The organism is Nonomuraea sp. NPDC005501, assembly GCF_040605905.1.
GTDB lineage: Bacteria > Actinomycetota > Actinomycetes > Streptosporangiales > Streptosporangiaceae > Nonomuraea.
Genome location: NZ_JBEXDT010000076.1, coordinates 11,814 through 37,509, shown reverse-complemented (window position 1 = coordinate 37,509; position 25,696 = coordinate 11,814). Strand labels below are relative to the sequence as shown.

Genomic DNA, 25,696 nt, shown 5'->3' with positions numbered 1-25,696 from the left:
GGCGGCCCCGATGTCAGGCGGCCGGCTCCATGATCACGCAGCAGTTGTCGGGGCAGGGCCGCAGCCGGGCGGTGAACTGCCCGGTCGCGTCCAGGCCGTCGAGGTAGCCGTGGGCCAGCGCGAGGTTGACCGAGCAGACCAGATCCGTGTTCACCGCGCGCATCCGCTGGAACGGGCAGTTGGTCAGCAGCACGGTGCCGCCGTCGGCGGCGGGCTCGTAGCCGAGGCTGCCGAGCAGCTCCCACAGGGTGTCCGGAGCGGGGTGCCCGGCGGCCAGCTGACGGCCGCGCCGCACCGCCACCCGGGTGGCCACCTGGGCGAAGGACTCGGGCGGCCGGTGCTCCTGCGCCGCCTGCAGCAGGATCTCGGCGAGCAGCTCGTAACGCCGCGGCGGCACGGAGGCGCTCAGCTCGCGGGCGGTGGCCCGGTAGCGCTGGGCGGGGCGGCCCCGGCGGCCGGTGCCGGCCGCGTCGGCGACCACCTCGACGAGGCCGGTCTGTTCGAGCTTGTCCAGGTGGAAGGCCGCGAGGGTCCGCCCCATGTCGAGGGCCTGGCAGATCTCCTGACGGGTGCACGCACGGGCGGCGCCGGCCAGGAACGCGTAGATGCGCGCCCGCTGCGGCTCGGACAGCAGGCCCAGCGCTTCGAGATCTCCCGGCATGGCCCCCATGCCAACCACCGTAGCCCACCGGAGCATTTTTGCCAATGATGGTTGACTAAAATAGGGCCGGACGGAATATTGAGCATGAGCGTTGGCGAAAATGCCGGCGCACCGGACCTCCCACCGTCCGAGCAGAGCAAGGAGAGCCATGACCGTGCTGGCCTGGGACGGCAGCGACACCACGACCGAGCGATCCCCCCTCGACCACCCCACCGGGGACGCGCCGGAGGTCGACCTCCTGGCGGCGCAACGGGCGGTCGGCGACCTGCTGCGCGCCATGGGCCGCGACCCGCACACGCCGCATCTGCGCGACACCCCGCGGCGCGTGGCCACCGCCTTCGCCCAGATGCTCACCCCGGCCCCGTTCACGCTCACGACGTTCCCCAACGACGAGCACTACGACGAGCTGGTGCTGGTCACCCGCATCCCGTTCTCGTCCCTGTGCGAGCACCACCTGCTGCCCTTCTCCGGCCTGGCCCATGTCGGCTACCTGCCCGGCGACCGCATCGTGGGCCTGTCCAAGCTCGCCCGCGTGGTCCAGCACTTCTCCGGCGACCTGCAGGTCCAGGAACGCCTCACCGTCCAGATCGCCGACTTCCTCGACCAGAGCCTGCGGCCCAAGGGCGTCGGCGTGATCCTCGAAGCCGAGCACCTGTGCATGTCCCTGCGGGGCGTCCAGGCCGTCGGCTCGCGCACCGTCACCTCGCGCCTGGTCGGGACCCTGCGCGACGATCCCCGCTCCCGCCAGGAGTTCATGGCCCTGACCGGGGCGAGGACACCGGGCGACTGACGGCGGAGCCCGCGGTCCCGGTGGCGCTTCGATCACAATCAACCGCGAGCGCGGAGCAGGCGGCCTTCGAGCGGCAGTGGCGGGCCGACCTGGCCACCTGCGTCGACCGCAGCCCGCCGGCCGAGACGGGCTCGTTCGTGACCGAGGTCACCAAGGTGGGCGAGGCGGACGGCGTGGACGTCATGCGCATCACCTCCGGCCTCAATCCCCACCCGGCGACGCAGCACTTCTGCGTCGCCGCGGTCCGCCGGGGCGCCGCCGTGTACGCCCTCCGGCTCCTCGACTACCGGCACGGGGACCCGCAGCCCGTGCCCTTCGACGACGCCATCGCCAAGATCAAGCAAATGCTCGTCACGTACTACCCGTGACGCTTCACCGGCCGGGCTCCTCCGCCGCCGGCCGGTGGCGGAGGAGCAGCGCTCCAGCGTGGGGACGGGGCGGCCGGAACCACCGGGTGGCGGGAGGCGCGATACTGAGCCGATGACCACTGATGCCCAGCGGCAGGAATGGGCCGACCCCGGCGGCCTCACCGTCGGCCGGACGGCCGCGCTCGTCGGCGTCAGCGTGAAGACCCTGCACCACTGGGACGCCATCGGCCTGGTGTGTCCCAGCGGGCGCACCTGGTCGGGGTACCGGGTGTACTCGGACGACGACGTCGCCCGGATCCACCGGGTCCTGGTCTACCGGGAGCTGGGGTTCCCCCTCGCCGAGATCGGCCGGATCCTCGACGACCCGGAGGCCGACGCGCGCGACCACCTGCGCCGGCAACGGTCACAGCTCGTGGAGCGCATCTCCCGCCTGCAGCAGATGCTCGGCGCGGTCGACCGCATGATCGGGGCGTCGAGCACCGGGATCCGGCTGACTCCGCAACAGCAGGTCGAGATCTTCGGCGACGACTGGCAGCCCGGCTGGGCCGAGGAGGCCGAGGCCCGCTGGGGTGACACCGCGCAGTGGGCCCAGTACGCCGAGCGGGCCGCCGCGCTGACTCCGGAGGACTGGAAGGAGGTCGCCGCCTCGGTCGACGCCCTGAACGCCGACCTCGCCGCCGCCGCCCGCGCCGGCGTCGCACCCGGGTCCGGCGAGGCCAACGCCCTCGCGGAGCGGCACCGCGCCTCGATCGCGCGGTACTTCGACTGCAGCCACGCGATGCACGTGTGCCTGGGGCGGAAGTACACCGGCGATCCCGGGTTCACCGCGTTCTACGACGCGCTCACGCCCGGCCTGGCCGTCTGGCTGCGCGACGTGATCTTCGCGAACGCCGAGGCCCACGGCGTCCACCCGGAGTCCGCCACCTGGGAGTGACCCCCGCCGTCCCCTTGCCACGATCGGATTCCCATGACCGATGACACGTTTCTCGACCACGTCGCCGACCGGCTCGCCGACCTGCCCGCCGTACGCGCCGTGTCCCTCGGCGGCTCGCGCGCCGAAGGCACCCACACCCCCGACAGCGACTGGGACCTGGCCGTCTACTACCGGGGCGGGTTCGACCCGGCCGGCCTGCGCGCCGTCGGCTGGGACGGCGAGGTCTCCGAGATCGGCGGCTGGGGCGGCGGCGTCTTCAACGGCGGCGCCTGGCTCACGATCGAGGGTCGCCGTGTCGACGTCCACTACCGGGACCTCGACGTCGTCGAGCACGAACTCGCCGAGGCCCGGCAGGGCCGCTTCCACTGGGAGCCGCTGATGTTCCACCTCGCGGGCATCCCCAGCTACCTGGTGGTCGCCGAACTCGCCGTCAACCGGGTCCTGCGCGGCACACTGCCGCGTCCGGACCATCCGCGGGCGCTGCGCGAGGCGGCACCGCCGGTGTGGCGGGGACGGGCGGCCATGACACTCCGGTACGCCGAAGCCGCGTACGCGCCGCGTGGCCAGGTCACCGAGGTGGCGGGCGCGCTGGCCACCGCCGCCATGCAGGAGGCGCACGCGGTGCTGGCCGAGCGCGGCGAGTGGGTCACCAACGAGAAGCGGCTCCTGCTGAGGGCCGGCCTGCGCGGCGTCGACGCGATCGTGGCCGGGCTGCGACCGGAGCCCGGAGCCCTCACGCGGGCGGTCGCCGAGGCGGAGGCCTTGTTCGCGACCGCCGCCCGGCGGTGACGGGGTCACCGAGCGTCCGGCGGTGACGGGGTGGCCGAGCGCCCGGGTCAGCGCAGCGCCTCCTCCAACGCGGTGACGATCCGGCGCACGTCGGCGTCCGTCGTACGCCAGTTGCTGAACGCGGCCCGCAGCGCCGGCACCCCGTCGTACACGGTGGGCGTGACGAAGACGTCGCGCGCCAGCCGCCCGGCCAGGTCCGCGAGCCGCTCGGCGGTGGGGTCGGCGGCCAGGGTGAAGCAGACGACGTTCAGCCGGACGGGCGCCAGCAGGCGCAGGCCGGGCAGGTCGCCGACGGCCTCGCCGAGGGCGCGGGCGCAGGCGACGCAGCGCTCGACGATCTCGCGATGGCCGTCCCTGCCGTAGGCGTTGAGCGTGAACCAGGCGGCCAGGGCGCGCAGGCGGTGGGAGTTCTCCGGGGTGAGATGCACCGTGTCCGGCGTGTCGCCGAGCGGCCCCAGGTAGGCGGCCGCGTTCTGGAACACGGCCGCCTGCAGGTCGCGGCGGCGGGTGAACTGCACGGCGCTGTCATAGGGGACGTTCAGCCACTTGTGCAGGTCCACGCAGACGGAATCGGCCAGGTCCAGCCCGTCCACCAGGTGCGCGTGCTCCGGCGACAGGGCGGCGAAGCCCCCGAACGCGGCGTCCACGTGCAGCCAGAAACCGTACCGCTCACGGAGCGCGGCGACGGCGCGCAGGTCGTCGAAGTCGACGGTGTTGACCGTTCCCGCGTTGGCCACCACGACGCACGGCCCGTCGATCTCCCGCAGCGCCGCCTCGAGCGCGGCCGGGTCCACCGCCTCCCGGCCGGGCAGCACCGGCACCCGCACCAGCGCCCGCCGGCCCAGCCCCAGCATGGACAGTCCCTTGGCGACGCTGGAGTGCGGGCTGCCGGACAGCACCCGCACCGGCCCCAGGGCGGCCGCCCCCTCCTCGGCGGGTGACACGCCGCGCCGCTCCCCCAGCCACTCCCGGGCGATGGCCAGGCCGACGGCGTTCGACATGGTGGCGCCGCTGACGAACGTGCCGTGGTGCGCGCCGGACAGCCCGAACAGCTCCCGCAGCCAGCCGAGGGTCTCACGTTCGAGAGCCTGGCCGGTGCCGTCCAGGGAGGAGTTGGAGTTCTGGTCCCACGTGGCGGTCAGCCAGTCACCGGCCAGCGCCGCGGGGGTCACGCCGCCCGTCACGAACCCGAGGTAGCGCGGCCCCGCGCTGCTCGACAGGCCGGGCTCCCAGCGCCGGGCGAACTCCTCCAGCGCCGCCCGCGTCCCCACCCCGCGCGCGGGCAGCGCCACCGCGCCGGGGGTGGCGGGTGCCGCGGGGACGACCTCCCGCTCGTCGAGGGCGCCCAGCAGCGCCTCGGCGTGCCGCCGGACGCTCTCCAGCAGGGCGGGCAGCTCGTCCCGGTCGGCGGCAAGTCCCGTGAACACGTCGATCTCCGTTCTGTCCCAGTACGTCTTTCTGCCGCACGTCGTACGACGCGTCCTGCTGCGTCGCCGTGCGGACAGGCACGACGGTACGCCGGAGCGGCTGGGTCGCCCGTGGTGGCGCCCGCGTACGTCGACGCGCTCACTGTGCTGCGCGGTGCCGGGGCGCGGCCGGCCGCTGCCGGGTCATCACCCGAGGACTTCCCGCGCGCGGCCGAGCGCTGGGGAACGCCGACCTTTCAAACGGATCTCCAGGACTCCACCGTCGCTTCGGCGATGGCTTTGATGCGATCCCCGTACGCCAGATGGCCGTCACACACGAAGCTGCCGTCCCTGAACGGCAACCCGCTGAACGAGGCGCCGAAGCGGCCGGGAGGTTCGCCGGCCGGGAGCGGTGCATAGGCCGCCAACGGCGCCATGTCGTAGCCCAGCCGTGCCCGGTGGTTGTTGCGTGCCACCTGATGAGCCGCCAGCCGGAGCAGCGCGTCAAGCCCCTGATCCACGTAGAGCTGCAACTGGCGGAACTGGTCGTCGAGGTACTTCTCGTGAGCTCTGGAAGGATGCTGCAGGAGATACGTCACGACCACGGGCGCGTGCCACCTGTACATCTGCGGATCCGACTGCTCCTCGGCCAGGATCCCGTGGTAGTAGTCCACGCACATGCCCAGGGGGCCGGCCGTCGCACCGCAGTCGCACCGGCCCGTCATGGAGGTGTTTGCCATGGGCTGCACCATAGGTGGCCGACCCCGGCCTTGACGACGGGTTATCGCGCGTGATGGCGGGCGTGCGCGACTGACCCTGATACGGTGTCAGGCGTGATCCAGAAGTTCATCCGTCTTCGCAGCAGCTGAAGCGGCGGCCGACCGCCGCTTCACCTCACGGCTCGCCCCGCCGCGTTCTCACCCGGCAGCCGTACGCCGCCTCCGAAAACGCAAGGCATGTTCGCCATGCCTTCCACCGAAACGGACTGTTCTTCATGCGACCCGCCTCCAACCCCTCGTCGTCGCCCACATTCGTGCTGGTCCACGGCTCCGGCTCCAGTTCCTTCATGTGGGCTCCCGTTCAGCGCGAGCTGGCGTTGCTCGGCCACCGCAGCTTGGCCGTCGATCTGCCGGGCCATGGCCTCGACGCCCAGTACCCGCTCGCCTACCAGGCACCCCAGGACCTCGACACGTGGGCGGTCGAGCCGTCGACGCTGGCCGGGGTCACTCTGCAGGACAACGTCGACATGGTCGTCGACGTGGTCCGCCGTGTGGCCGAGCACGGGCCCGTGGTGCTGGTGGCGGCCAGCCTCGCGGCCTGACCATCACCGGCGTGGGCAACGCCATCCCCGGACTGGTGGATCGGCTCGTCTACATCTCCGCCTGGTCGTGCGTGCAGCGCGCCAACCCGATCGAGTACATGCAGGAGCCGGAGTTCGCCGACAACCTGCTGGGCCCGCTGTACGCGTTCAACGTCGGCGACCCCGCTCAGCTCGGTGTCGGCCGGGCCAACTACCGCACCGCGGACGTGGAACTGCTCGACGCGCTCAAGGCCGCGACCCTGGCGGACGTCAGCGACGAGCAGTTCCGGGCCTTCCTCAACATCCTGCAGCCGGACGAATCCATCGCGGTGATGACGGCCGACGCCCGCGTCGACGCCGACACCTGGGGCACGATCCCCCGCACCTACATCCGGCTGTCCGGCGACCGGACGCTCCCGGTGGCCATGCAGGACAGGCTGATCGCCGAAGCGGACGCCCTGACGCCCGGCAACCCGTACGACCCGCACACCATGGACACGTCACACGTGGGGTTCCTGTTCAGAGCCGATGAGGTGGCCGCCATTCTGGACAAGACCGTGATCTGGAAACGGCCGGAGACGGGTTCGCGGGGCGGGCCTCATGGCCGGACGAGGAGTACCGCGACACCTGCCCGCACACCTGACAGCCCCGCGCCGCCGTCTCGGTCTCGGTCTCGGCTGATTGTCGGTACGGCCTGCCAGCATGGCGCGCATGACGGCAAGCGCTCCCTTGGCCCCGTTCCAGTGGCTCAACGTGTCCGAGAACGACGGTGGCGGCCCGCTGGGGGTGATCTTCAGCGTGGCCTTCTTCCGCGGGCTCGACCCGGCGGAGGTGATGCGCCGCTTCAGCCGCGGCGAGGACTCCGGCGATGAGTCGGACTTCGACGGGCTCGACGACAAGTCGTACGAGTTCGTCAACGAGACGGGAGGCGGCGACGGCGGTGGCCACGTGGGCGTCTTCCAGGCCGGCGAGTGGTGCGTGGCCATCGAGCCCGCCGGCTGGATGGTCACGCTCCACGAGGTGCTGACGGAGCTGTCGCTGGGCTGTGAGGTGGTGGCGGTCACCCGGCACGACTACGCCGCCGAGCACAGCTTCGAGTACGCGATCGACGGCACGATCGTCACCGGCTACCGGCTGCGGCACCCGTACGATCGTTACGGCTCCGACCCCGACCGGCTCAACGGCTTCATGCGGGAGCTGGGCATGGGGCTGGGCCAGCCGGAGGGCGAGGCCGCTTGGGACGCCGCCTGGGATGACAACCACGGCACCGCCGTGCCCAGAGGCTTCGCCCTGGCGGCCAAGGTGACCGGGGTACCGTTCACGCCGGACCTGCTCGGCCGCTCGATGCTCGTGGGGCGCATCGTGCGAGGATGATCGCCCCACGTGCTCCGGCACGACGGCCGCCGGGACGGCTTCTGCTGGGTCAGCGGAAGTCGGTGATGCGGAACACCGCCAGCATGTCCGCGGCCCTGGAGCTGGGTGAGAAGGACGCTTCGGCGCCGACCCACCCGCGGAAGGCGCCCTTGTCGTCGATGATCTGCATGAGCGGTTTGACGTGGGAGTTGCCGGTGTAGCAGAACTCGCCGCGCTCCATCGCCAGACAGGTGCACCAGTGCCACAACGTGTCACGGCGATCGGAGTTGGAGATCTTGGTGAGGTAGTACTGGATGGAGCTGACGTTCGCCTTCGTCCCGCCCCCGTAGTTGGGGCAGCCGCCCGACTTCTGGCAGGCGCCCGTGGACGACGGCTGCAGGTAGGTCAGGCACCAGGTGGTGCTCGCGCAGGTGCGGAAGGAGGCATGGGCGAACTTCTGACCGCTGGAGGTGACGATCTTGCCGCCCGCCGAGCTCGCCAGATCCTGCCTGAGCGCACCGGGGAACGCCTTCACCGAGCTCATCGCGCGCCGGGTGCCGAGGGCCGCGTTGCTGCCGTACCCGTAACCGTGGGTGGCCAGCGTGCTGTGCTTCAGGTCCAGACGAGCGAGCGTGCCGTCCGGGGAGGGCCGCACGGACCACTGCTCTGTCCACGTCTGCGCGATGTTCCACCGGATGCTCACCACGTCACCGGACAAGGTGTACGTGCCGGTGCGGTTCTCGTCGGGGGCGCCGGTGAAGCCTCCGGCGGTGAGCACCTCGCAGGTACGGGGGCGCGACTGGACACCGCCGGCCTTGGTGGTGCAGCCGGAGTCGGGGGTGGTGCCGGTGCGCTGCCTGGCCTCGGGATGGCGCTGCCACCACAGGTACAGGGCCGCGGTCACCGTGCCGTCGGGGGCGAAGCGGTAGCTGCCGAGTCGTACCCAGTTCTGGCTGGAGCCGGCCTCCAGGTGTCCTTGCGAGACGACATAGGTCGCCTTGCCGCCCGGCAGGGCAGCCGTGGAGGCGGCGGCCGGCCAGGGGGCGGCCGCGCAGGTGAGAAGGAGGGTGAGGGCCGCTGCCGCGATGGAACGGACCGCGCGCATGGAGTCTCCCGATCGTCCACGGACTATGCCGACGTGCGCGAGCGACGATATCCGATCTCCACCGGAAAAGCGCCGGATCATCCTGCCGGCCAGGGTGATCGGGACGTCGTGGCGTGGGAGGGCCGGATGGCCGTGCTCGCGTGCGCGCCCTGTGGTGCGGCTCTGACCTCGCCGTCGTCGCGGATTCCCCGGTCTTGCGGCATCACAGGGACGGTCACGAGGTGCTCCCCGCACTCCTGGAGCCCCAGACACGTGACCGGAGCGCGGCGGGCGTACCGGCCGTGGGAAAGGCCCGATATGCGATTGCGCGCCGGCTGCGGTCCACGATATCGATCATCGGTGCTCCTGGCGAAAGTGATCATCGCGGTCGCGTCCGCGCTCGACAAGACCTCCGGCATGAAGATCGGGAGGGCATGGGACGACCCGCCTGGAGCATCCGGGGCGGCTCCACCGCCGACTACGTGGGCGCTGAGCGTTTCACGCGCTTCTGGGACGTCCTGGACGCGGCCGCCACCCCGCTGGAGCGCGCCGCCGAGGCGCTGCCGGATGACCCCGTCCCCTGGGACCGGCTCCAGTGGCACGGGATCGGGATGCAGGTGGGCAGAGCGCGGCTGGACCACCTGTGGGAGGAACTGACCGCCCGCGACCCGCGGCTGTACACGGCCCACCACGGGCGCGCCCAGGTGCTCTGCCCGAAGTGGTACGGCTCGGACGCGGAGCTGCTGGGCTTCGCGCGCGGCACGGCGCAGGCGGCGGCACCGGGCGACGCGGTCACGGCAATCCTGGCGCTGGCCCACTTCGAGATCGCCTGGGACGGGATCCGGGAGTCGCCGGGCTCCGGGGAGGACATTCTCCAAACCCGCTTCCGCCGCCAGGAGGTGGTGCGAGAGCTGGCCCACGCGGCGGACAAGTGGCAGGACGGCGCCCGGCCGCATCCCCGCGCCGTGGAGGCCATGCACCTGTTCGGCGCCGCCTTCTACCACGGCGGGCAGCACACCAGGGCCCAGCAGCTGCTGAACGACGCGGGCGGACGCGTGCCCGCGATCCTGCCCTGGTCCGCCGCGTCCCTCACCCCGGGCCGCCGCTACGCCGCCGTCCGCCGCGACCTCGGCCTCGACTGACGCCACCGTGGCCACCAGGAAGATCCACGCGTCGCCCGTACCCGGACGACCGGCTGTCCGGCGCGGTGGTCACCACGGCCGGCATCACGCAGACAGTGGTTTCCGGAACTCTGCGTTGATCTTGTGCGTATAACGGCGCGTCGAGTAACGTCGCAGCGTTGAAGCGCTTTCCGCCGACGTAACGCGGTTCATCGTCACGGTGTTTTCGCCAAGGTGATCTCCGTACCGCGCCGGCCGCTTGTGCGAGCACGGCCGCGGGCCGCCGCACCACTCCGTCCGTCATGCTGTTCCGCGCTGCCCGAAAAGAATCGAAGTGGCTACATGGCATCGTCCGACATGCGCGCCAGGAGCGCGAAAGGGAAAGCATCGCGACTGCTGGCCGTGGCTCTCACCGGGGTCCTCTGCGTGAGCGTGGGGGCGACCCCCGCGTACGCGCACTGGAACGGGACCGGCCAGCTCATCGCCCGCATCGGCATCTACCCCTACAACTACAACAACACCTGGCAGAAGCCGATGAACAAGGCGCTGGCCAACTGGAACGCCACGTCCTCCCCGGCCGACCTGTACAAGAACCGGTACTCCGGCTCCACGATCACCGTGAAGTCGTACCGGAACACCTGGTACGGGCATTACACCAGGTGCGGCGACAGCTGCCTGTACATCAAACTGAATGTGCGCACCATCAACCGGGACGCGAACAACTTCTCCAACTACGTGACGGGCGTCCTCGTCCACGAGTTCGGCCACGCGCTGAACCTGGCGCACAACAGCACCACCTCCATCATGAACAGAAGCAGAAACCGCGACTCGATGACCAAACCGCAGGCGCACGACGTCTCGGACGTCAACGCCTATTACTGATCGGCTTCGATCGACGATATTCACGAGAAGAACGGAGTCGAAGCCGATGAAGGCTGCAATACGGCGGCTCGGCGTGGTCGCCCTGGCCGCGCTGTTCCTGTCCGCGTGCTCGGCGGAGGACACGACGGTCCTCTACGAGGCCGACTACCCGGCCTACGACAGCGCGGACGCGCTGTTCGCCGGATCGAAGCTGGTGATCGAGGGCCGGCTGACCGGGCTCAAACGCGTCATGACCGAGGCCGAACCCGAGGACGACGCCACCGAGACCGACCCTCAGCTGAACCCGAACGCCGGAGCCACGCCCGACGGTGCGACCCCGCCCGCGGGTCCGCCCACCGTCATGACGGTCAGTTCGGTCGAGATCCTCAAGGTGCACAAGGGGCTCGCCCGGGTCGGCCAGGTCATCCAGGTGAAGGAGCTGGGTGGCACCCTCGACGGCGTGACCTACGAGGAGGCGGACACGACGCCGTTGAAGTCGGGCGTCACCTACATGCTGTTCCTGGAGACCTATCCCGACTCGCCGGCCTCGCTGCTCAACCCGGAGCAGGCCAAGTACGTCGTCACCTCGGCGGGCACCTACTCGGCCATGCCGGAGAACTCGGTCAAGCTCGACGACACCGACGTCCAGCGGCTGTCGGTCAAGGAGTAGGACGCGGGATGTCCGCCGGTCCAGGCCCGCACCGCACCTTCCGGGGGTTCGGGGCGGGTCGAGGATCTGGCAAGCAGCGACGAAGGGGAACGATCCTGCCGTACGAATGACGCGCCTCGCACGGACACAGTCGCCGCCTCCGCCCCGCCGGGAAGCGCACCATTGACGGATCCCGATCGCAAAGTTACGGTCGGGCCCGTAATCGCGCACGAACGAACACCCGCGGAGGTGGTGCTGTGCGGCATTCCCTGGAGGGCCCCTTGGCGCAGCCGGTCCGGCAGCACGCTCGACGCCCGTTCACCCGCACGGAAGGCGGAGGCGCGTGAGGCGCGCCCTGCGCGCAGCGGCGGCCACGGCGCTCCTGGCGGCGCTCCTCGCGACGCCGTTCACGCCGGCGGCCGCGGCCGACCTGCAGATCGTCAACGGAGGGTTCGACGACGGGCTGGCCGGCTGGAGCGGCTCGCACAGCCAGGGCGGCGTCGACGCCGTCACCTGGGAGGGACGGACCACGGCGCGCGTCACCGACGCCGACCCCGGCGCCGCCTACGGCCGGGAGAGCATGCCCGGCCTGCCCGCCACGGCGGGAACCCGCTACACCCTGAACGCCCAGGTCTGGGCCGACAGCGGCACAGCGTACCTGTACCTGCGCTTCAGGGACGCCTCCGGCCGTCTCCTCGCCGGCGGCGGCAACGCCTCGGCGACGGGCCGGCGGTGGAACCGCGTCACGACCTCGGGCGTCGCGCCCGACGGCACGGCCACCGTCTCGGCGCTCGTCTACTCGGGCGTGGCCGACGTGGGCACCGCCTACTGGGACGAGGTGCTGATCACCTCGAAGGTGACCGATCTGGGGGTGCAGATCGAGAGCAGCGTGCCGAACGCCACCACGTTCGCGGGCGGCAGCGCCTACGCCGTCTACACCGGCACCGCCGACGTCAACCCGCAGCTCGCCGTGGTGGACCTGGCCACCGGGCAGGTGACCCGGAAGATCACCATTCCCGACTCCGCGGCCACGCCGACCGTCGGCGGCTGGGCGGCGGCCACGGCCACCGACGGCAGCGTCTACCTCGGCACCTATCCCAGCGCCAAGCTCTACCGGTACGTCCCCGGCCAGTCCGCGGTCACCGACCTCGGCCGGGCGGAGGGCGGGTACGCGTTCATCTGGGACCTGGAGCCGGGCGCGGACGGGAGGGTGTACGGCGGCACCTACAACGACGGCCGTTACTTCATGTACGACGGCGGCGCGTTCACCACGATGGGGAGCGTGCCGGTCGTGGCGGGCGCCCAGTACGTGCGCAGCCTCGCCCACGACCCGGCCGCCGACGCCACGTACCTGGGCACCGGCACGAACGCCGGGCTGGTCAGGTTCGACAACGTCACGGGGCGGGTGGACGACCTCCTGCCGGCCGCCTACGCGCACAACTCCATGGTGGGCGGGCTCACCTGGACGGGCGGCCGGCTGTTCGCCTGGATCGACCGCACCCTGCTCGTCCTGCGGGTCACCCGCCAGGCCGACGGCTCGTACACCGCCGCCACCGACGCCGCGATCACCGACGTGGACCTGCACCACTCGCCGGCCCGCGACGGCAAGGTGTGGTTCGTCCGGGACGGCCTGCTGCACTCCTACGACGTGGCCACCGGTTCCGTCCAGGCGACCTCCGTACGCCCCGGCCTCGACGTCACCGGCTACACCTGGTCCGGCGGCACGCTGGTCGGCCTCGGCGCGGCCTCGGACGGGACGAGGATCTTCACGTACGACCCCGCGACGGGCCGCTGGAGCAGCAGGGTCGTCTCCGGCGCCCCCGTGCTGCCCGCCGCGATCAACGCGCTCGGCGCGGGACCCGACGGCAGGATCTACACCGGCGGCTACCTGACGGGCGGCACCGGCGTCTACGACCCGATGCGGGGCGACGGCGACGAGAGCCGGCCGGACAGACGGACCCTCAACGGGCTCAGCCAGACCGACAGCATGATCGCCCACGACGGGCTGCTCTACGTCGGCGCCTACCCGTCGGCCAAGCTCTACAGCTACGACCCGGCGGGCCCCTGGCCGCCCACGCTCCGGTACACCGGCGGCGAGGCGGGCGACAAGGCCGACGACTGCGAGCCGGGCAAGGGCCCGCCGCCCCAGGACCGGCCGTACGCGCTGGCCGGCGGGCCGGACGGGACCGTCTACATGGGCACGGTCCCGAAGTACGGCAAGCGCAGTGGCGCCCTCACCGTCTGGAAGGAGGGCACGGCCGGGCGGACCGTCTGCGTGGTGCCGGACCAGTCCGTCGTCTCGCTGGCCTACGCGGGAGGGAAACTGTTCGGCGGCACCTCCACGCGCGGCGCCCTGGGCGTGGACCCGGTCTACGCGCCGGGGGCGTCGGCCACGCTGTTCTCCTTCGACCCCGCCACCAGCGCCGTGCGCACGTATCCGCTCCCGCTGACGGCGCCCAAGGCGGTCACGGCCCTGGCCGAGGTGGACGGCGAGCTGTGGGGCCTGGCGGGCGGCTCGCTGTTCACGCTCGACCCGGCGCGGCCCACGGCGATCACGGCGAAACGGCTGTTCCCCGACCCCGACTACGCCGCCCAGTCCAGCCGGGCCTGGCGTGACGGGAGGCTGCTGACCGTGGCCCAGGATCCGGACCACGTGTACGGGACGTTCGGCGACCAGATCTTCTCGATCGAGAAGTCGACGAAGGCCATGACCGTGCTGCTGACGGACTCCGGGATGGAAGGGCTCACGGCCGACGGGTTCGGCAACCTCTACTACAAGGTCAACGAGCGGCTGTTCCGGCTCGCTCTCCCCCGGCCGTGAGGGACCCCGTGCCGGTGCTCGCCGTGGACCCGTCACGCGGCACCTTGCGCCCGATGCCGGACACCCTGGCCAGGGGTGTCCGGGCGGTTCACGGCCGGGGCGGGGAAGCCGCGAGGACCTTGGCGAACGCCTCCGCGACGTCCGCGGCGCGGGCCGGGTCGTCCATGAGCATCGCCTGGCGCACCCACACCACGTTCCCGGCGGCCGCCGTCGCGGCCGGGGACGGCTCGGCGCGGGCCCCGGCCCGGGTCAGGGCCTCCATCGTGCCCAGCGGAGGGTAGCCGGCGTCGAGCGGCACCCCTTCGGCGGCCATGGCGGCGAGCAGGAAGTCACGGTCGACCGCGGCGTCGACGCGGAGCATGAGCAGGTGCCGGGAGTCGCGGGTGGTGCCGGGCGGCCGCGGCGCCACGGTCACCGGCCGGGCCGGGCCGTCCGCCGGGAGGCGGTCCAGCTCGCGTTCGAGGGCCGCGCAGAAGGCGTCGCGGCGGGCGATCTCGTCGTCCAGCCGGTCCAGCCAGGGCAGCAGCAGCGCGGCCTGCAGGTCGGTGAGCCGCAGGTTCCAGCCGACGGACGGGTGGCCGTACCACTGGCCGCCGGGCCTGCGGCCGAGGTTGCAGACCGACCAGATCGCCTCGTACGCCGCCTCGTCCGGGCAGACGATCAGGCCGCCCTCGCCGGCGGTCATCGCCTTGCTCGCCTGGAAGCTGTAGACGCCCGCGTGGCCTAGGCCGCCGACCGGCCGGCCGCGGTACTCGGCGCCGTGGGCCTGCGCGGCGTCCTCGACGACGGCCAGGCCGTGCCGGGCCGCCAGGGCGTTCAGGGGGTCCATGTCGGCGGGGCTGCCGGCCAGGTGGACGGGCATGACGGCCGCGGTCCTGTCGGTCAGGGCGGCCCGTACGGCGTCGGGTGACAGGTGCAGGTCGGCCGGGTCCACGTCGGCGATCACGGGGACGGCTCCGGCGAGCAGCACGGAGGTGGCCGAGGCGACGAAGGTGTAGGCGGGCACGATCACCTCGTCGCCCGGCCCCACCCCCAGGCCGCGGAGCGCGGCGAACAGGCCGAGCGTGGCGTTGCCCACGGCCACCCCGTACGGGACCGCCGATCTGCGGGCGAAGGCGGCGGCCAGGTCGTCGGCGACGCCGCCGCCCTGGGTGGCCCCCCACCGGCCGCTGTCGAGGACCTTGCCGACCAGCGCGCGCTGGGCGTCGTCGAGGGGAGGCGGCCAGGACGGCCACGGGGCGGTGCGGACGGGCGGGCCGCCGTGCAGGGCGAGGGTCACGGGAGTTCCCTTCCGGTACGGGAGTCAGGCGAGGCGGGGGCCGAGGAGGCGGGCCAGGTTGCCGCCCTGGACGAGCGCCCGGTCGGCGTCGGTGAGCGGGGCGAGGGCGACACGGCCGTACCCGGTCCTCAGGTCCAGGAAGCAGGCGTCGGAGCCGAACACCACGCGCCCGGCCCCGACGGTGGCGGCCAGCCGGGCGATCCAGCGGCCGGTCATCCGGGAGCCGCACACCTCGAGGTAGAGGTTCGGGTGCCCCTCGGCGAGGCGGGCCGCGCGGGCGAACCCGTACGGCCAGAGCCCGGTGTGGCCCATGAGGAGGGGCACGCCGGGGTGGCGGGCGGCGACGGCGGCGAACCGGACGGGGTCGCTCCACGGCGAGTCGGTCTGGCCGTGGGCGAGCACCGGCAGGCCGAGCCGCCAGACGGGCTCGTAGAGGGGGTCGTCGAGGGGGCACTGGTGGACGTCGGGATGCAGCTTGACCCCCCACACCCCGCCGGTGACCAGGGGGGTGCGGTGGTGCGGGTTGTAGACCTGCCAGACGCCGAACCGGCCGGGAAAGCGGGCGGCGACGTCCAGGGCCAGCCGGTTGCCGCCCTCGGCGTCGGGGCCGACGGCCAGCAGGTGGCTGATGCCCATCGCGGCGACGCCGATCCGGTCCATGGTCGCGACCAGGCCCTCGGCGGTCGGGTCGGGGATGAGGAAGTCGGGCCACGTGCCGACGTGCCCGTGCGCGTCGAGGACCGGGACGCCGGTCACAGCAGGCTCTCCAGCGAGCCCGCGGCGATCAGCTCGACCTCCGCCGGCTCCAGGTCGAGGTGGTCCAGCAGGAAGCGGGGGCCGCAGTCGTCGGCCACCGGCGCCCCGGTGCCGAACACGAGCCGGCCGGCGCCGAAGCGCCGGGCCAGCCACTCGACGCCGCCCTGGGTGTTGACGGTGCCGATCTCCACCCACACGCGCGGCGCCGCGGCCATGAGCTCCGCGAGGGCGCGCAGCCCCCGGTAGCCCGGGTTGAGGACCAGCAGCCGCAGGCCGGGCAGCCGCTCGGCGAGGACGCGGAGCCGCGCGGGCGGGGCCTCGTCCAGGTCGATCGCGACGGGCAGGTCGAGCTCGGCCAGCCAGCGCAGCGCGACCGGCCCGGTGAGGTCGAAGCGGTGCCGCTCCGGGCAGAGCCTGACCATCCGCGCCCCCCACTCCAGCACCTCGGCGGGTGCCGAGGGCGCGGACGCCCCCGGCACGCCGGGCACCACGACGGGCACCGGGACGAGCCGGGGGTCGTCCAGCCGCAGGAGGGCGTCGTTGCCCGCCTGCGGGTCGGAGTAGAGGCTGAGCGTGTGGGTCACGCAGGCCCGGTCGATGCCCAGCCGGTCCATCTCGGCCCGCGGGTCGGCGGGCAGATCGTCGAACGGCACGGGGCCGATCAGCCGATGGGCATCGAACACAGATTTCGGCACAGACCGAAACCTAGCTCCCGGCCGGCGGGATGGTCAAGGGCGGGCAGGCCGGGTCGAGCCGGATCTTGGCCAGCTCCCGGCCGACGAGCGCCCAGGCGTTCCACGTGCGGGGCTCGAAGTGCAGCTGAGGGTTGGTGTACCACTCGTCGCCGAGGCCCGTGGCCAGCAGCTTCGCCTCGGTGCCCAGCTCGTAGGCGTTCCCTCCGCCGCGGAAGACGGAGGTGAAGACCCTGCCCCGGTGCACGGTCAGCTCGCCGTAGCCGGCGATCGTCCCCTGGCGCACCACCTGGCGCGTGGCCAGGTCGAGGGCGATCCAGGTGCCGGACTCCCGCTTGTAGACGCCGTACAACAGGCCGTCGTGCACCTTGACGTCCTGGAACGTGCGGTGGCCGGGCACCGGGTCCACCGACCAGAGCACCTTGCGGGCGCGCAGGTCGAAGGCGGCGACCGAGGCCGTCGTCCGCGTGGGCGGGGTGCCGCCGGGGCCGACCACGTCGCCGCCCAGGTACACCACGCCCCGCCGCGAGTCGAGCGACAGGCTCATGAGGCTCTGGTCGGGGATGACGTCCACGTACGAGTCCACGCGGCCGGTGTCGGGATCCACCACGGTCAGCGCGCCCTTGAGGTTGGCTCCGAGCGGGGCGCTGGCGACCAGCAGCTTGTCGGTCACGGGGTCGTACTCGATGTCCCACGGCCGCTGCTGGCCGTGGCCCAGGAAGGCGACGCTGCGGACCTTGTCGGTACGCAGGTCGATGGAGATCACCTGCCCGCTGGGGTAGACGGCGGCGTAGATCTTCTCGCCGCGCCGCACCAGGTCCTTGGGCTCGCCGGGCACCCGGAAGCGGCGCTTGTCCCCGGTGCGCAGGTCGCGGACCTCCATCACGAAGTGACCGCCGACGTAGAGGGCGCGGTTGGGCACGAGCAGCATGCTCTGCACCCGCTCGGTGCCCGGCGGCAGCCCCGCCTCCAGCAGGTCGACGAACTGCGACGTGCCGGTGCTCAGGTCCAGCCACCACAGGCCGCCGCTGCCCGCGAAGCCGAGCAGGGTGTTCGCGTCCAGCAGCCGCAGCAGCCGGCTCTCGTCGCCGGGCGCGGGCGCGTCGGCGACCTTGGTGAACGCCGTGTCGCCGGTCCGGTAGCGGTAGACCGTGCCGTCCGGGCGGGAGGTGGCGTAGACGGTGCCGTCGTCCGTCGCGGACGGGACGTCGAGGGAGCCCTGCTCCAGGGTCACCCGCCGCAGATCGGTGCCGTCCTTGCGCACGTCGATGAGCTCGCCGCCGGCCGCCGCGAGGACGCGGTCGCCGTGCAGGGTGATGGCTCCCACGCCGGTGGGGGCGCTCGCCAGCTCCCGCACCTGGCCGGTGGCCCGCTCGATGCGCACCAGCTTCGCCTTGTCGAGCAGGCCCGCGTAGACGTAGGTGTCGTCGGCGGCGACCGCGCGCACGTACCGCTCGCCCTGCGCCAGGACGCCGAAGTCGCGGACGGCGCCCGTGGCGGGCACGTACTCGAAGACCCGGCCACCGGGGTAGGTGCCCGCGTAGAGGGTGCCGTCGGGGGCGGCGGCCAGGCTCCAGACGAAGCCGCCGTTGCGGCCGAAGGAGCGCAGGTGCTTCACCTCGCCGGTCGCGATGTCGAAGCTGTAGAGGTCGGGCACCGGGTAGGTGCCGACGTACACCTTGCCGCCGGTGACGGCGGTGGCCCATCCGCCCTCGGGCGCGCCCTCGGCCGGGCCGTCGGGCAGCGTGGCGGTCCTGACCACCTTGCGGGTGCTCAGGTCGATGTCGGCGAGCACCGGGGGCTTGGGGCCGCGGGTGACGACGTAGGCGTGGCCGTCGTGGACGGCGGCGCCCACGATCGCGCCGGTGATCGTGGCCGGGCCGTACGTGCGCACGGCCGGGTCGGCGCACGCCGCCGTGGAGGCCGTCATGGTGGCGCTCGCCGGGCCGGGGGCGGCCGTGGCGGCGGGAACGGACAGGGTGGCTGGGAGTAACAGGCCGGCCACGGCGGCCAGGAGACGTCGGAGCACGCCGAGCACCTCACGTTCATTGTTGTGCGATTTTGGTCCAGACCGTAACTATTTGCGCGCAGTACGTCAATGGCATGATGGCCCGCATGACGATTAGGGATGGGGCCGGTACGGCTTTCGACGCGTGGAGGCTGATCGGCGATCTGGAGGTGACGCTCGACGCCGACGTGCTGGTGGGCGCCTACCCGGACCGGGACGGCCCGCCGGGCGCGCCCGGCGAGGTGCTCCGGTCATTGGCCCGCCACCGGATCCGGGCGGGGGCGGTGGCGAGCCTGCGCGCCGCGCTGTTCGACGTCCGGTCCGGCAACGACGAGGCGCTGGCACTGCGCGAGCTGCGGGAGGAGGGGTCGTCGTTCGCGCCGGTGGGCACGGTGGACCTGCGCGACCCGGTCGGCGCGGCCCGCGAGCTGGAGCGCCTGGCCGCCGGTGGGGTCCGCGCCGTGCGGCTCTTCCCCGACGAGCAGGGCGTGGAGGCCGGCTTCCCGTCCGTCGGGCATGTCGCGCGCCGCGCGACGGCCCTGGGGCTGACCGTGCTCACCGGAGGCGACGTGCGGAGGTTCTGGCGGCCGTTCGCCGGGATCGGCGCCCGCGTGGTCTTCCTGGACACGCACTTCTACCACCTGGGCGACTTCCTGGTGGTGGCGGCCGACGAGCCGGGCTTCCACACCTCCACCCGCCTGCTCAACTCCCCCGACGCGCTGGAGACCGCCGCGGCGGAGGTCGGCGTGGACCGCCTGCTGTACGGCTCGCGGACCCCGCACGCCGAAGCACTCGTCCCGCTGCTGCGCCTGGCGACCGGCGGGCTCTCGCCCGCCGAGGTCGCCGCGGTGGCCGGCGGCAACGCCAGGAGGCTGCTCTCATGATCATCGACGTGCACGCCCACTGGGGGCCGTGGTTCTTCACCATGGACGTGGCCGAGGCGAGCCTGGCCGCCATGGACCGCTACGGCATCGACCGGGCCGTCGTCTCGGCCACCGAGGCCGTCATCTACGACGCGCCGGCCGGCAACCGCGCCCTGGCCCGGGTGCTGGAGGAGCACGACCGCCTGCTCGGCTACGTCACGGTCAACCCGCGCCGGCTCCGCGAGGCCGCCCGCGACCTGGACGCCTACCTGCCCACCGGCAGGTTCGTCGGCGTGAAGATCCACACCGACTACACGGGCTCGCCCGTCACCTCGCCGCAGCTGCGCGACGCCCTGGCGCTCGTCGCCGAGGCCGGGTGCCCCGCGCTCGTGCACACCTGGGGCTCCTCCGTGCTCGACCTGGCGCAGGTCTGCCTGGACACGCCGGGCCTGCGGGTGATCGCGGGACACATGGGCGCCGACGGGTTCCGCCACGCGATCGAGGCGGCCGCGGCCTGCGACCGGCTGTACCTGGAGCCCTGCTGGTCGCACGCCCCCGCGGGCCGCATCGCCGAGGTGGCGGCGGCCGTGGACGGGCGGCGGCTGCTGTTCGGCACGGACTCCACGCTGATCGACCCGGCGTCGGCCTTCGGCGCGGTGGCGGCGGCGGGGCTCGCCCCCGAGGCGGCCGAGCGGGTGGCCTGGCGCAACGCCGCGGAGCTGTTCGGCATCTGACATTGCTGTTCGGGTCTGGACATTGCTGTTCGGGTCTGGACATTGCTGTTCGGGATCTGGACATTACGGCCCGGCCCGTTATAGCGTGCGGCAAACTTCACCAGGGAGCCGCACATGATCCCCCGTCGTCGTTTCCTGCAGGCGGCGGCCACCACCGCGGTGGCCGTCCCCCTGTCCGCCACCCCCGCGACGGCCACGGCAGTCCGGGCCACGCAAGCCGAAGGAACCGTCACCGGCCTGGGGCCGGCCAGCGTCGCCGCCCCCCTCGGCAACGCCGAGATCGTGGGGGACGTCCTCTACGTCGGCTCGCGCGGCCTGTCGCCCAACGTCGTCGGCGCGTACGACCTGGCCAAGGATACGGTCACGACCCATTTCGAGATCCCGACGGGCATCGGCATCTGGGCGATGTGCCGGGTGGGCACCGACGTCTACGCCGCCACGCACTCCCGCTCCGATCTCTACCGGATCGACACCGTGGCCGGCACGGTGTCGAAGGTCGCCGAGTACCCCGACCACTTCATCTGGACCATGGCCGCCTCGCCCGACGGCAAGGTGTACATGGGCACCTCAGAGCCCGGCCGGGTCCGGGAGTACGACCCGGCCACCGGCGTCAGCCGCGACCTGGGTGAGGCCAGCCCCGGGGAGGCGTACGTCCGCAGCATCCAGGCCGACGCCACGCACGTCTACGCGGGCGTCGGCGCCAACGCCCACCTCATCGCCATCGACCGCGCCACCGGCGAGCGGCACGAGCTGCTGCCGCCGGAGCTGGCCGACCGCGACTGGGTGGCCAGCATGAGCATGTCCGGCACCCACATCGCCTGCGGCATGAACTCCCTGGCCGAGCTGCTCGTGCTGGACAGGGCGGACCCAGGTGGCTTCAAGGTCGTCAAGGCCACCGCGCCGGGCGAGAAGTACATCGTCTCGGTGCTCCTCCACGACGGCCACGTCTACTTCGCCGGCCGCCCCACCGGCACCCTCTACCGCTACTCGATCGCCGAGGACCGGCTGGAGGTGCTCGGCGTGCCGTACTTCGAGGCCGCCACCCACCGGATCCTCGCCCACGAGGGGCGCGTCTACGGCGTCCAGGACAGCGCGGTCTTCGTCGTCGACCCGGCGACGGGCGCGATCGAGTACCGCAACCTCGTGCAGCGCGGGCTGCGGGCCGCCCCCGAGGAGCCCATGTCCGTCCACTCCGACGGCGAGCGCGTCTACGTCGGCGGCAAGAGCGGCGCCGACATCCACGACCTGGCCACCGGCAAGGTCACCCGGCTCGGCATCCCGGGCGAGCCGAAGACCATGCTGACCGTGCGCGGCACCACCTACCTCGGCGTCTACACGCAGGCCGCCCTGTACGCGCACCGGCCCGGCGAGAGTGAGGCGAAGCTGCTCCTGCGGGCCGGCAACCAGCAGGACCGGCCGCGCGACCTCGCCTACGACGCGCGCACCGGCCTGGTCGTCATGCCCACGCAGCCCGAGCCCGGCCACGTGAACGGCGCCCTGACGCTGTACTCCCCGCGCACCGGCAAGGTGGAGACCTACCGGCCGGCCGTCGAGCGGCAGACCGTCTACTCGGTCGTCACCCGGAACGGCACCGCCTACCTCGGCACCCTCATCCAGGAGGGCCTGGGCCTGCCGCCAGTCACCACCACGGCCCGCCTCGCCGCCTGGGACCTGGCCGGCCGCAGGCTCCTGTGGCAGGCCGAACCCGTGCCCGGCGCCCGCGCCATCACGTCCCTGGCCCTCGGACGCGCCGGGACCCTGCTGTACGGCATGGCGAGCACCGGCGAGGTGTTCGCGTTCGACCCGCGGCGCCGGGAGGTGACCGCGAGGCTCCAGGTGGGCGCGAAGGGCGGCGACCTGTTCGTCACGGGCGAGGTGGCCTACTGCACGGACGGGGACAAGATCTACAAGATCGACCTGAGGTCGTTCACGGCGAGGACCATCGTCGAGGGGCTGGCCGGGCAGTGGTTCGGCGGCGAGCCCAAGCTGGCCCTGGATCCCTCGCGCCGCGCCCTGTACGGCGTGAAGGGCCGCGACCTTGTCCGCATCGCCATCTCCGGCCGGCCCTGACGCCTCCGGCGATCCGCAGGCGAGGGCGGCGGCTTCGACCCTCGGTCAGGAGGCTTCCCGGCCAGAGGGGCGGGGCCGGCGGTTCGCCGGGGAGGAGGCCGGAAGCCGCGTGGACGCACCAGCCGGGCGCTCAGCGCACCGCGTAACCCGACAGAGAGGGTTCCAGAAGGTCGAAGACCTCGTAGGCCGCTGACGTGACGTCGGCGGCGATCTCGTCCTGGTTCATGCCGGTCAGCGTCAGGTCCATGACGCGCTGGAACAGCGTGCGGTGGGCCGCGGCGAGCAGCGCGGCTGCGGCCCTGGGCGCCAGGTCGCCGGGCGCGGCGCCCGTCTCGGCGGCCAGCGTCTCGGCCAGAGCGCTCTCCCGCTGATCGTTGATCTCGCGCATCCGGGCGATCAGCGCCGGGCTGCCGGTGATCATGCGGACGAACGCGGGCCCCGAGAAGCCGACCACGGGCTCGTGCCGCTCCACGGCGTCCAGGAACGCGCGGCGCAGCGCGGCCAGCGCCGACTCCCCCGGCCGCCGCTCGGCGACGGGCCGGGCCAGGCTGCCGGTGAGGGCCTCGTGGTGGTCGAGGGCGAGGTCTTCCTTGCGCGGGAAGTAGTTGGTGACGGTCATCTTGGCCACCTGGGCCGCCGCCGCGATGTCGGCGATCGTCACCGCCTCGAAGCCGCGCTCCATGAACAGCCGCGTCGCGGTGTCGGAGATGGCCTGGCGCGTCTGCTGCTTCTTCAGTTCGCGTAGTCCTCCGGGCATGACGTCCATTCTTCCATAGGTCTGCCCCAAGGACAGAATTGACATAAGTTTATGTCGAGCCTAAATTTATGTCGCCAACACGAACGGAGGCCGCACATGAACCTGCGCGTCACGCATGGCGAACCCTTGCGCCTGATGAGCGTGCACGCCCACCCCGACGACGAGTCGAGCAAGGGCGCCGCGACGCTGGCCAAGTACGCCGCCGAGGGCGTGGACGTCCTGGTCGTCACCTGCACCGGCGGCGAACGTGGCGACGTGCTGAACCCGGCGATGGACAAGCCGGGCGTACGGGAGAACCTCGCCGAGATCCGGCGGGCCGAGATGGCGGCGGCCCGCGAGATCCTGGGCGTGCGCCAGCGCTTCCTCGGGTTCACCGACTCGGGACTGCCCGCGCCGGGCGAGGCGCTGCCGGACGGCTGTTTCGCGCTCCAGCCCCTGGAGGAGGCGGCCGGGCGGCTGTTGCAGCTGATCGGTGAGTTCCGCCCGCACGTGATCGTCACCTACGACGAGACCGGCGGCTACCCCCACCCCGACCACATCAGGACCCACGAGGTGACCCTGGCCGCCTTCGAGGCGGCCAGGGCCCGGGCGGGGTGGCAGCCGATGAAGCTCTACTACCACGCCGCGCTGTCACGCGACTGGTTCCTGGCCATGCACCAGGCCATGACGGCCCGCGGCATCGACTCGGGAATGGCGGACCTGCTGGAAGAGCTGCCGCAGCCGGCGATCGAGACCACCACGCGCGTGCCCTGCGCGGAGTACTTCGAGACCCGGGACCGCGCCCTGCTGGCGCACACCACGCAGATCGACCCGCAGGCCGGATTCATGCGCCACCCCCGTGGCATCGAGCGCGAGGTGTGGCCGACCGAGGACTACCACCTCGCCCGCTCGCTCGTCGAGGTGGTCACGCCGGAGGACGACCTGTTCGCGGGACTGCGCGAGCCGGTGGCGGAAGGGGTGAGATGACCCGGTCCGTGGGACTCCGCCCCGCCGTGCACAAACTGGACGGGCCGCTGCTGCGGACCGCCTTCGTGCTGGTGCTCGGGCCGATCCTGGTCATGCTCGACACCACGATCGTGGCCGTCGGCATCGACGCCGTGGCCGGGGACCTGGGCGGCTCGCTCGGGGCCGTCCAGTGGGTGTCCACCGCGTATCTGCTGGCAGTGTCGGTCGTCATGCCCCTGTCAGGGTGGGCGGCCGACCGGTTCGGCGCCAGGGCGGTGTGGATGAGCTCGGTGGCGCTGTTCACGGCGGCCTCCGCGCTGTGCGGGCTGTCCTGGTCGATCGGCGCGCTGATCGTCTTCCGCGTACTGCAGGGCCTGGGCGGTGGCATGATCCAACCGCTCGGGCAGTCAATGCTGGTCCAGGCCGCCGGGCCCGCACGGCTGGGCCGGGTGCTGGCGGTCACGCTCCTGCCGCTCACCTTCGCGCCCGTCGTCGGTCCGGTGCTCGGCGGCGTGGTCCTGCACACGCTCGACTGGCGGTGGATGTTCCTGGTGAACGTGCCCGTCGGCGTGGTGACGCTGCTGCTGGCGTCCGGGGCGCTGCCGCGCGCGACGGGTCCGGGCACGGCGGCGAAGCTCGACGTGCCCGGGCTGGTGCTGCTCCCGGCGGCCCTTGCGGGGCTGGTGTACGGCTGCACGGCGGGCGCGGGCGTGCCCCTGGCCGGCGGGACGGTCCTGATGGCGGCCTACGTGGCGTACGCGCTGCGCGCCAAGGGAACACCGCTGATCGACCTGCGGCTGTTCGCCCGGCGCGGATTCGCCGTCGCCGCCGGCAACTCGTTCCTGCAGGGCGCCGCCCTGTACAGCTCGATGTTGCTGCTGCCGCTGTACTACCAGCAGGTCGAGCACGCGGGCGCCCTCGAGGCGGGGCTGATGCTGGCGCCGCAGGCGCTCGGCACCGCCGCCGTCACTCTGGTGGCCGGGCGGCTGGCCGACCGGATGGCCCCGAGGCCGCTGATCCTGTCCGGCATCCTGGTCACGCTGGCGGGCACGTACGCCTTCACGTTGCTCGGCTCGTCCCCCGCCGCGCCCGTCCTGCTGCTGTCGCTGGTCGTACGGGGCGCCGGGCTCGGCCTGGTCATGGCGCCCGGCATGGCGGCGATCTACGGCAGCGTCACCAAGGACCAGGTGCCGCGGGCGGCCGGGGCGATCAACACGATCAACCGGGTGGGCGGCGCGCTGGGCACCGCGATCCTCGCGCTCGTCCTCCAGCACCACCTCGACGGCGGCCTCGCCCCCGCCGCCGCCTACGGCGCGACGTTCTGGTGGACGATGGGGCTCTCGGCCGCCACGCTGCTGCCCGCGTTCCTCTACCCGGGCCGCGAGCGTCGTCCTGTGTGAGGCATGCGGAGTGTGAGGCATGGGGAGTGTGAGGCATGCGGATCGGAGAGCCCGC

Annotated in this window: 25 protein-coding genes; 16 read left to right on the top strand and 9 right to left on the bottom strand. The window is 72.6% G+C overall.

Translation table 11 applies throughout. The features are described 5' to 3' along the window. Positions 1-13: 13 nt before the first annotated feature. Positions 14-670: a helix-turn-helix domain-containing protein gene (locus tag ABZS51_RS30645; protein WP_355448162.1), complete on the bottom strand. Its 657-nt coding sequence runs from the start codon at positions 668-670 to the stop codon at positions 14-16. Between the two features lie 139 nt (positions 671-809). Between ABZS51_RS30645 and folE the strand changes: the two genes are divergently transcribed. The 4 genes from folE to ABZS51_RS30625 all read left to right on the top strand — a co-directional run bounded on the left by folE (position 810) and on the right by ABZS51_RS30625 (position 3,542). Further along, positions 810-1,451: a GTP cyclohydrolase I gene (gene folE / locus ABZS51_RS30640; protein WP_355448159.1), complete on the top strand. Its 642-nt coding sequence runs from the start codon at positions 810-812 to the stop codon at positions 1,449-1,451. 20 nt (positions 1,452-1,471) lie between these two features. Then, positions 1,472-1,819 carry a hypothetical protein gene (locus ABZS51_RS30635; protein ID WP_355448156.1) on the top strand — a complete coding sequence of 116 codons (348 nt, stop codon included), beginning with the start codon at positions 1,472-1,474 and terminating at the stop codon, positions 1,817-1,819. 112 nt (positions 1,820-1,931) lie between these two features. After that, positions 1,932-2,753 (top strand): MerR family transcriptional regulator, encoded by an 822-nt coding sequence (locus ABZS51_RS30630; protein WP_355448153.1) that lies wholly within the window; start codon positions 1,932-1,934, stop codon positions 2,751-2,753. 33 nt (positions 2,754-2,786) lie between these two features. Continuing rightward, positions 2,787-3,542, top strand: a complete 756-nt coding sequence (locus ABZS51_RS30625; protein ID WP_355448150.1) for a nucleotidyltransferase domain-containing protein — start codon at positions 2,787-2,789, stop codon at positions 3,540-3,542. A gap of 47 nt (positions 3,543-3,589) precedes the next feature. Here ABZS51_RS30625 and ABZS51_RS30620 read toward each other — a convergent pair whose 3' ends face one another. Continuing rightward, positions 3,590-4,969, bottom strand: a complete 1,380-nt coding sequence (locus ABZS51_RS30620; protein ID WP_355448147.1) for a pyridoxal-dependent decarboxylase — start codon at positions 4,967-4,969, stop codon at positions 3,590-3,592. 236 nt (positions 4,970-5,205) lie between these two features. Then, positions 5,206-5,688, bottom strand: a complete 483-nt coding sequence (locus ABZS51_RS30615) for a DUF5946 family protein (protein WP_355448144.1) — start codon at positions 5,686-5,688, stop codon at positions 5,206-5,208. Positions 5,689-6,014: 326 nt separating this feature from the next. Between ABZS51_RS30615 and ABZS51_RS30610 the strand changes: the two genes are divergently transcribed. The 3 genes from ABZS51_RS30610 to ABZS51_RS30600 are packed head-to-tail and all read left to right on the top strand — an operon-like array spanning position 6,015 to position 7,622. Continuing rightward, complete coding sequence (locus ABZS51_RS30610; RefSeq protein ID WP_355448141.1) at positions 6,015-6,269, top strand: alpha/beta fold hydrolase; 255 nt, start codon at positions 6,015-6,017, stop codon at positions 6,267-6,269. A gap of 11 nt (positions 6,270-6,280) precedes the next feature. Continuing rightward, on the top strand, positions 6,281-7,120 hold the full coding sequence (locus ABZS51_RS30605; RefSeq protein ID WP_355448139.1) for a hypothetical protein: 840 nt from the start codon (positions 6,281-6,283) through the stop codon (positions 7,118-7,120). Then, on the top strand, positions 7,047-7,622 hold the full coding sequence (locus ABZS51_RS30600; RefSeq protein WP_355448136.1) for a DUF6461 domain-containing protein: 576 nt from the start codon (positions 7,047-7,049) through the stop codon (positions 7,620-7,622). Before ABZS51_RS30605 ends, ABZS51_RS30600 begins: the two co-directional genes overlap by 74 nt. Before the next feature lie 49 nt (positions 7,623-7,671). On the opposite strand, the gene ABZS51_RS30595 is transcribed toward ABZS51_RS30600, so the two are convergent. Beyond that, positions 7,672-8,706, bottom strand: a complete 1,035-nt coding sequence (locus ABZS51_RS30595) for a hypothetical protein (protein ID WP_355448134.1) — start codon at positions 8,704-8,706, stop codon at positions 7,672-7,674. Between the two features lie 413 nt (positions 8,707-9,119). Between ABZS51_RS30595 and ABZS51_RS30590 the strand changes: the two genes are divergently transcribed. The 4 genes from ABZS51_RS30590 (at position 9,120) to ABZS51_RS30575 (ending at position 14,137) form a co-directional block, all read left to right on the top strand. After that, positions 9,120-9,827 (top strand): hypothetical protein, encoded by a 708-nt coding sequence (locus ABZS51_RS30590; RefSeq protein ID WP_355448131.1) that lies wholly within the window; start codon positions 9,120-9,122, stop codon positions 9,825-9,827. A 405-nt stretch (positions 9,828-10,232) separates the two neighbouring features. Continuing rightward, positions 10,233-10,688 carry a matrixin family metalloprotease gene (locus ABZS51_RS30585; RefSeq protein WP_355448128.1) on the top strand — a complete coding sequence of 152 codons (456 nt, stop codon included), beginning with the start codon at positions 10,233-10,235 and terminating at the stop codon, positions 10,686-10,688. A 46-nt stretch (positions 10,689-10,734) separates the two neighbouring features. Then, positions 10,735-11,337, top strand: a complete 603-nt coding sequence (locus ABZS51_RS30580; RefSeq protein WP_355448125.1) for a hypothetical protein — start codon at positions 10,735-10,737, stop codon at positions 11,335-11,337. A gap of 322 nt (positions 11,338-11,659) precedes the next feature. Continuing rightward, complete coding sequence (locus ABZS51_RS30575) at positions 11,660-14,137, top strand: hypothetical protein (RefSeq protein ID WP_355448122.1); 2,478 nt, start codon at positions 11,660-11,662, stop codon at positions 14,135-14,137. Positions 14,138-14,225: 88 nt separating this feature from the next. Here the strand turns inward: ABZS51_RS30575 and ABZS51_RS30570 are convergent, their stop codons facing one another. The 4 genes from ABZS51_RS30570 to ABZS51_RS30555 are packed head-to-tail and all read right to left on the bottom strand — an operon-like array spanning position 14,226 to position 18,893. Next, positions 14,226-15,416, bottom strand: a complete 1,191-nt coding sequence (locus tag ABZS51_RS30570; protein ID WP_355448119.1) for a DegT/DnrJ/EryC1/StrS family aminotransferase — start codon at positions 15,414-15,416, stop codon at positions 14,226-14,228. 24 nt (positions 15,417-15,440) lie between these two features. Continuing rightward, on the bottom strand, positions 15,441-16,172 hold the full coding sequence (locus ABZS51_RS30565; protein WP_355448116.1) for an amidohydrolase family protein: 732 nt from the start codon (positions 16,170-16,172) through the stop codon (positions 15,441-15,443). Beyond that, positions 16,169-16,867 (bottom strand): amidohydrolase family protein, encoded by a 699-nt coding sequence (locus ABZS51_RS30560; protein ID WP_355448113.1) that lies wholly within the window; start codon positions 16,865-16,867, stop codon positions 16,169-16,171. The genes ABZS51_RS30565 and ABZS51_RS30560 overlap by 4 nt, the downstream gene beginning before the upstream one ends. A gap of 10 nt (positions 16,868-16,877) precedes the next feature. After that, positions 16,878-18,893 (bottom strand): PQQ-binding-like beta-propeller repeat protein, encoded by a 2,016-nt coding sequence (locus ABZS51_RS30555; protein ID WP_355448110.1) that lies wholly within the window; start codon positions 18,891-18,893, stop codon positions 16,878-16,880. A gap of 86 nt (positions 18,894-18,979) precedes the next feature. Here ABZS51_RS30555 and ABZS51_RS30550 point away from each other — a divergent pair, with 86 nt between their 5' ends. The 3 genes from ABZS51_RS30550 (at position 18,980) to ABZS51_RS30540 (ending at position 22,539) form a co-directional block, all read left to right on the top strand. Next, on the top strand, positions 18,980-19,756 hold the full coding sequence (locus ABZS51_RS30550; RefSeq protein ID WP_355448107.1) for a hypothetical protein: 777 nt from the start codon (positions 18,980-18,982) through the stop codon (positions 19,754-19,756). Then, positions 19,753-20,469 carry an amidohydrolase family protein gene (locus tag ABZS51_RS30545; protein ID WP_355448104.1) on the top strand — a complete coding sequence of 239 codons (717 nt, stop codon included), beginning with the start codon at positions 19,753-19,755 and terminating at the stop codon, positions 20,467-20,469. Before ABZS51_RS30550 ends, ABZS51_RS30545 begins: the two co-directional genes overlap by 4 nt. A 114-nt stretch (positions 20,470-20,583) precedes the next feature. Continuing rightward, positions 20,584-22,539 carry a hypothetical protein gene (locus ABZS51_RS30540; protein WP_355448101.1) on the top strand — a complete coding sequence of 652 codons (1,956 nt, stop codon included), beginning with the start codon at positions 20,584-20,586 and terminating at the stop codon, positions 22,537-22,539. 130 nt (positions 22,540-22,669) lie between these two features. Here the strand turns inward: ABZS51_RS30540 and ABZS51_RS30535 are convergent, their stop codons facing one another. Next, positions 22,670-23,296 (bottom strand): TetR family transcriptional regulator, encoded by a 627-nt coding sequence (locus ABZS51_RS30535; protein ID WP_355448097.1) that lies wholly within the window; start codon positions 23,294-23,296, stop codon positions 22,670-22,672. A gap of 135 nt (positions 23,297-23,431) precedes the next feature. Between ABZS51_RS30535 and mca the strand changes: the two genes are divergently transcribed. Together mca and ABZS51_RS30525 are read left to right on the top strand one after the other, a co-directional pair. Continuing rightward, entirely contained in the window at positions 23,432-24,262 is an 831-nt protein-coding gene (gene mca / locus ABZS51_RS30530; protein ID WP_355448094.1) for a mycothiol conjugate amidase Mca, read from the top strand. Then, the gene (locus ABZS51_RS30525) at positions 24,259-25,641 is read left to right on the top strand and encodes a DHA2 family efflux MFS transporter permease subunit (RefSeq protein WP_355448091.1); all 1,383 of its coding nucleotides are present in this window, start codon (positions 24,259-24,261) and stop codon (positions 25,639-25,641) included. The genes mca and ABZS51_RS30525 overlap by 4 nt, the downstream gene beginning before the upstream one ends. The last annotated feature ends 55 nt before the right edge of the window (positions 25,642-25,696 follow it).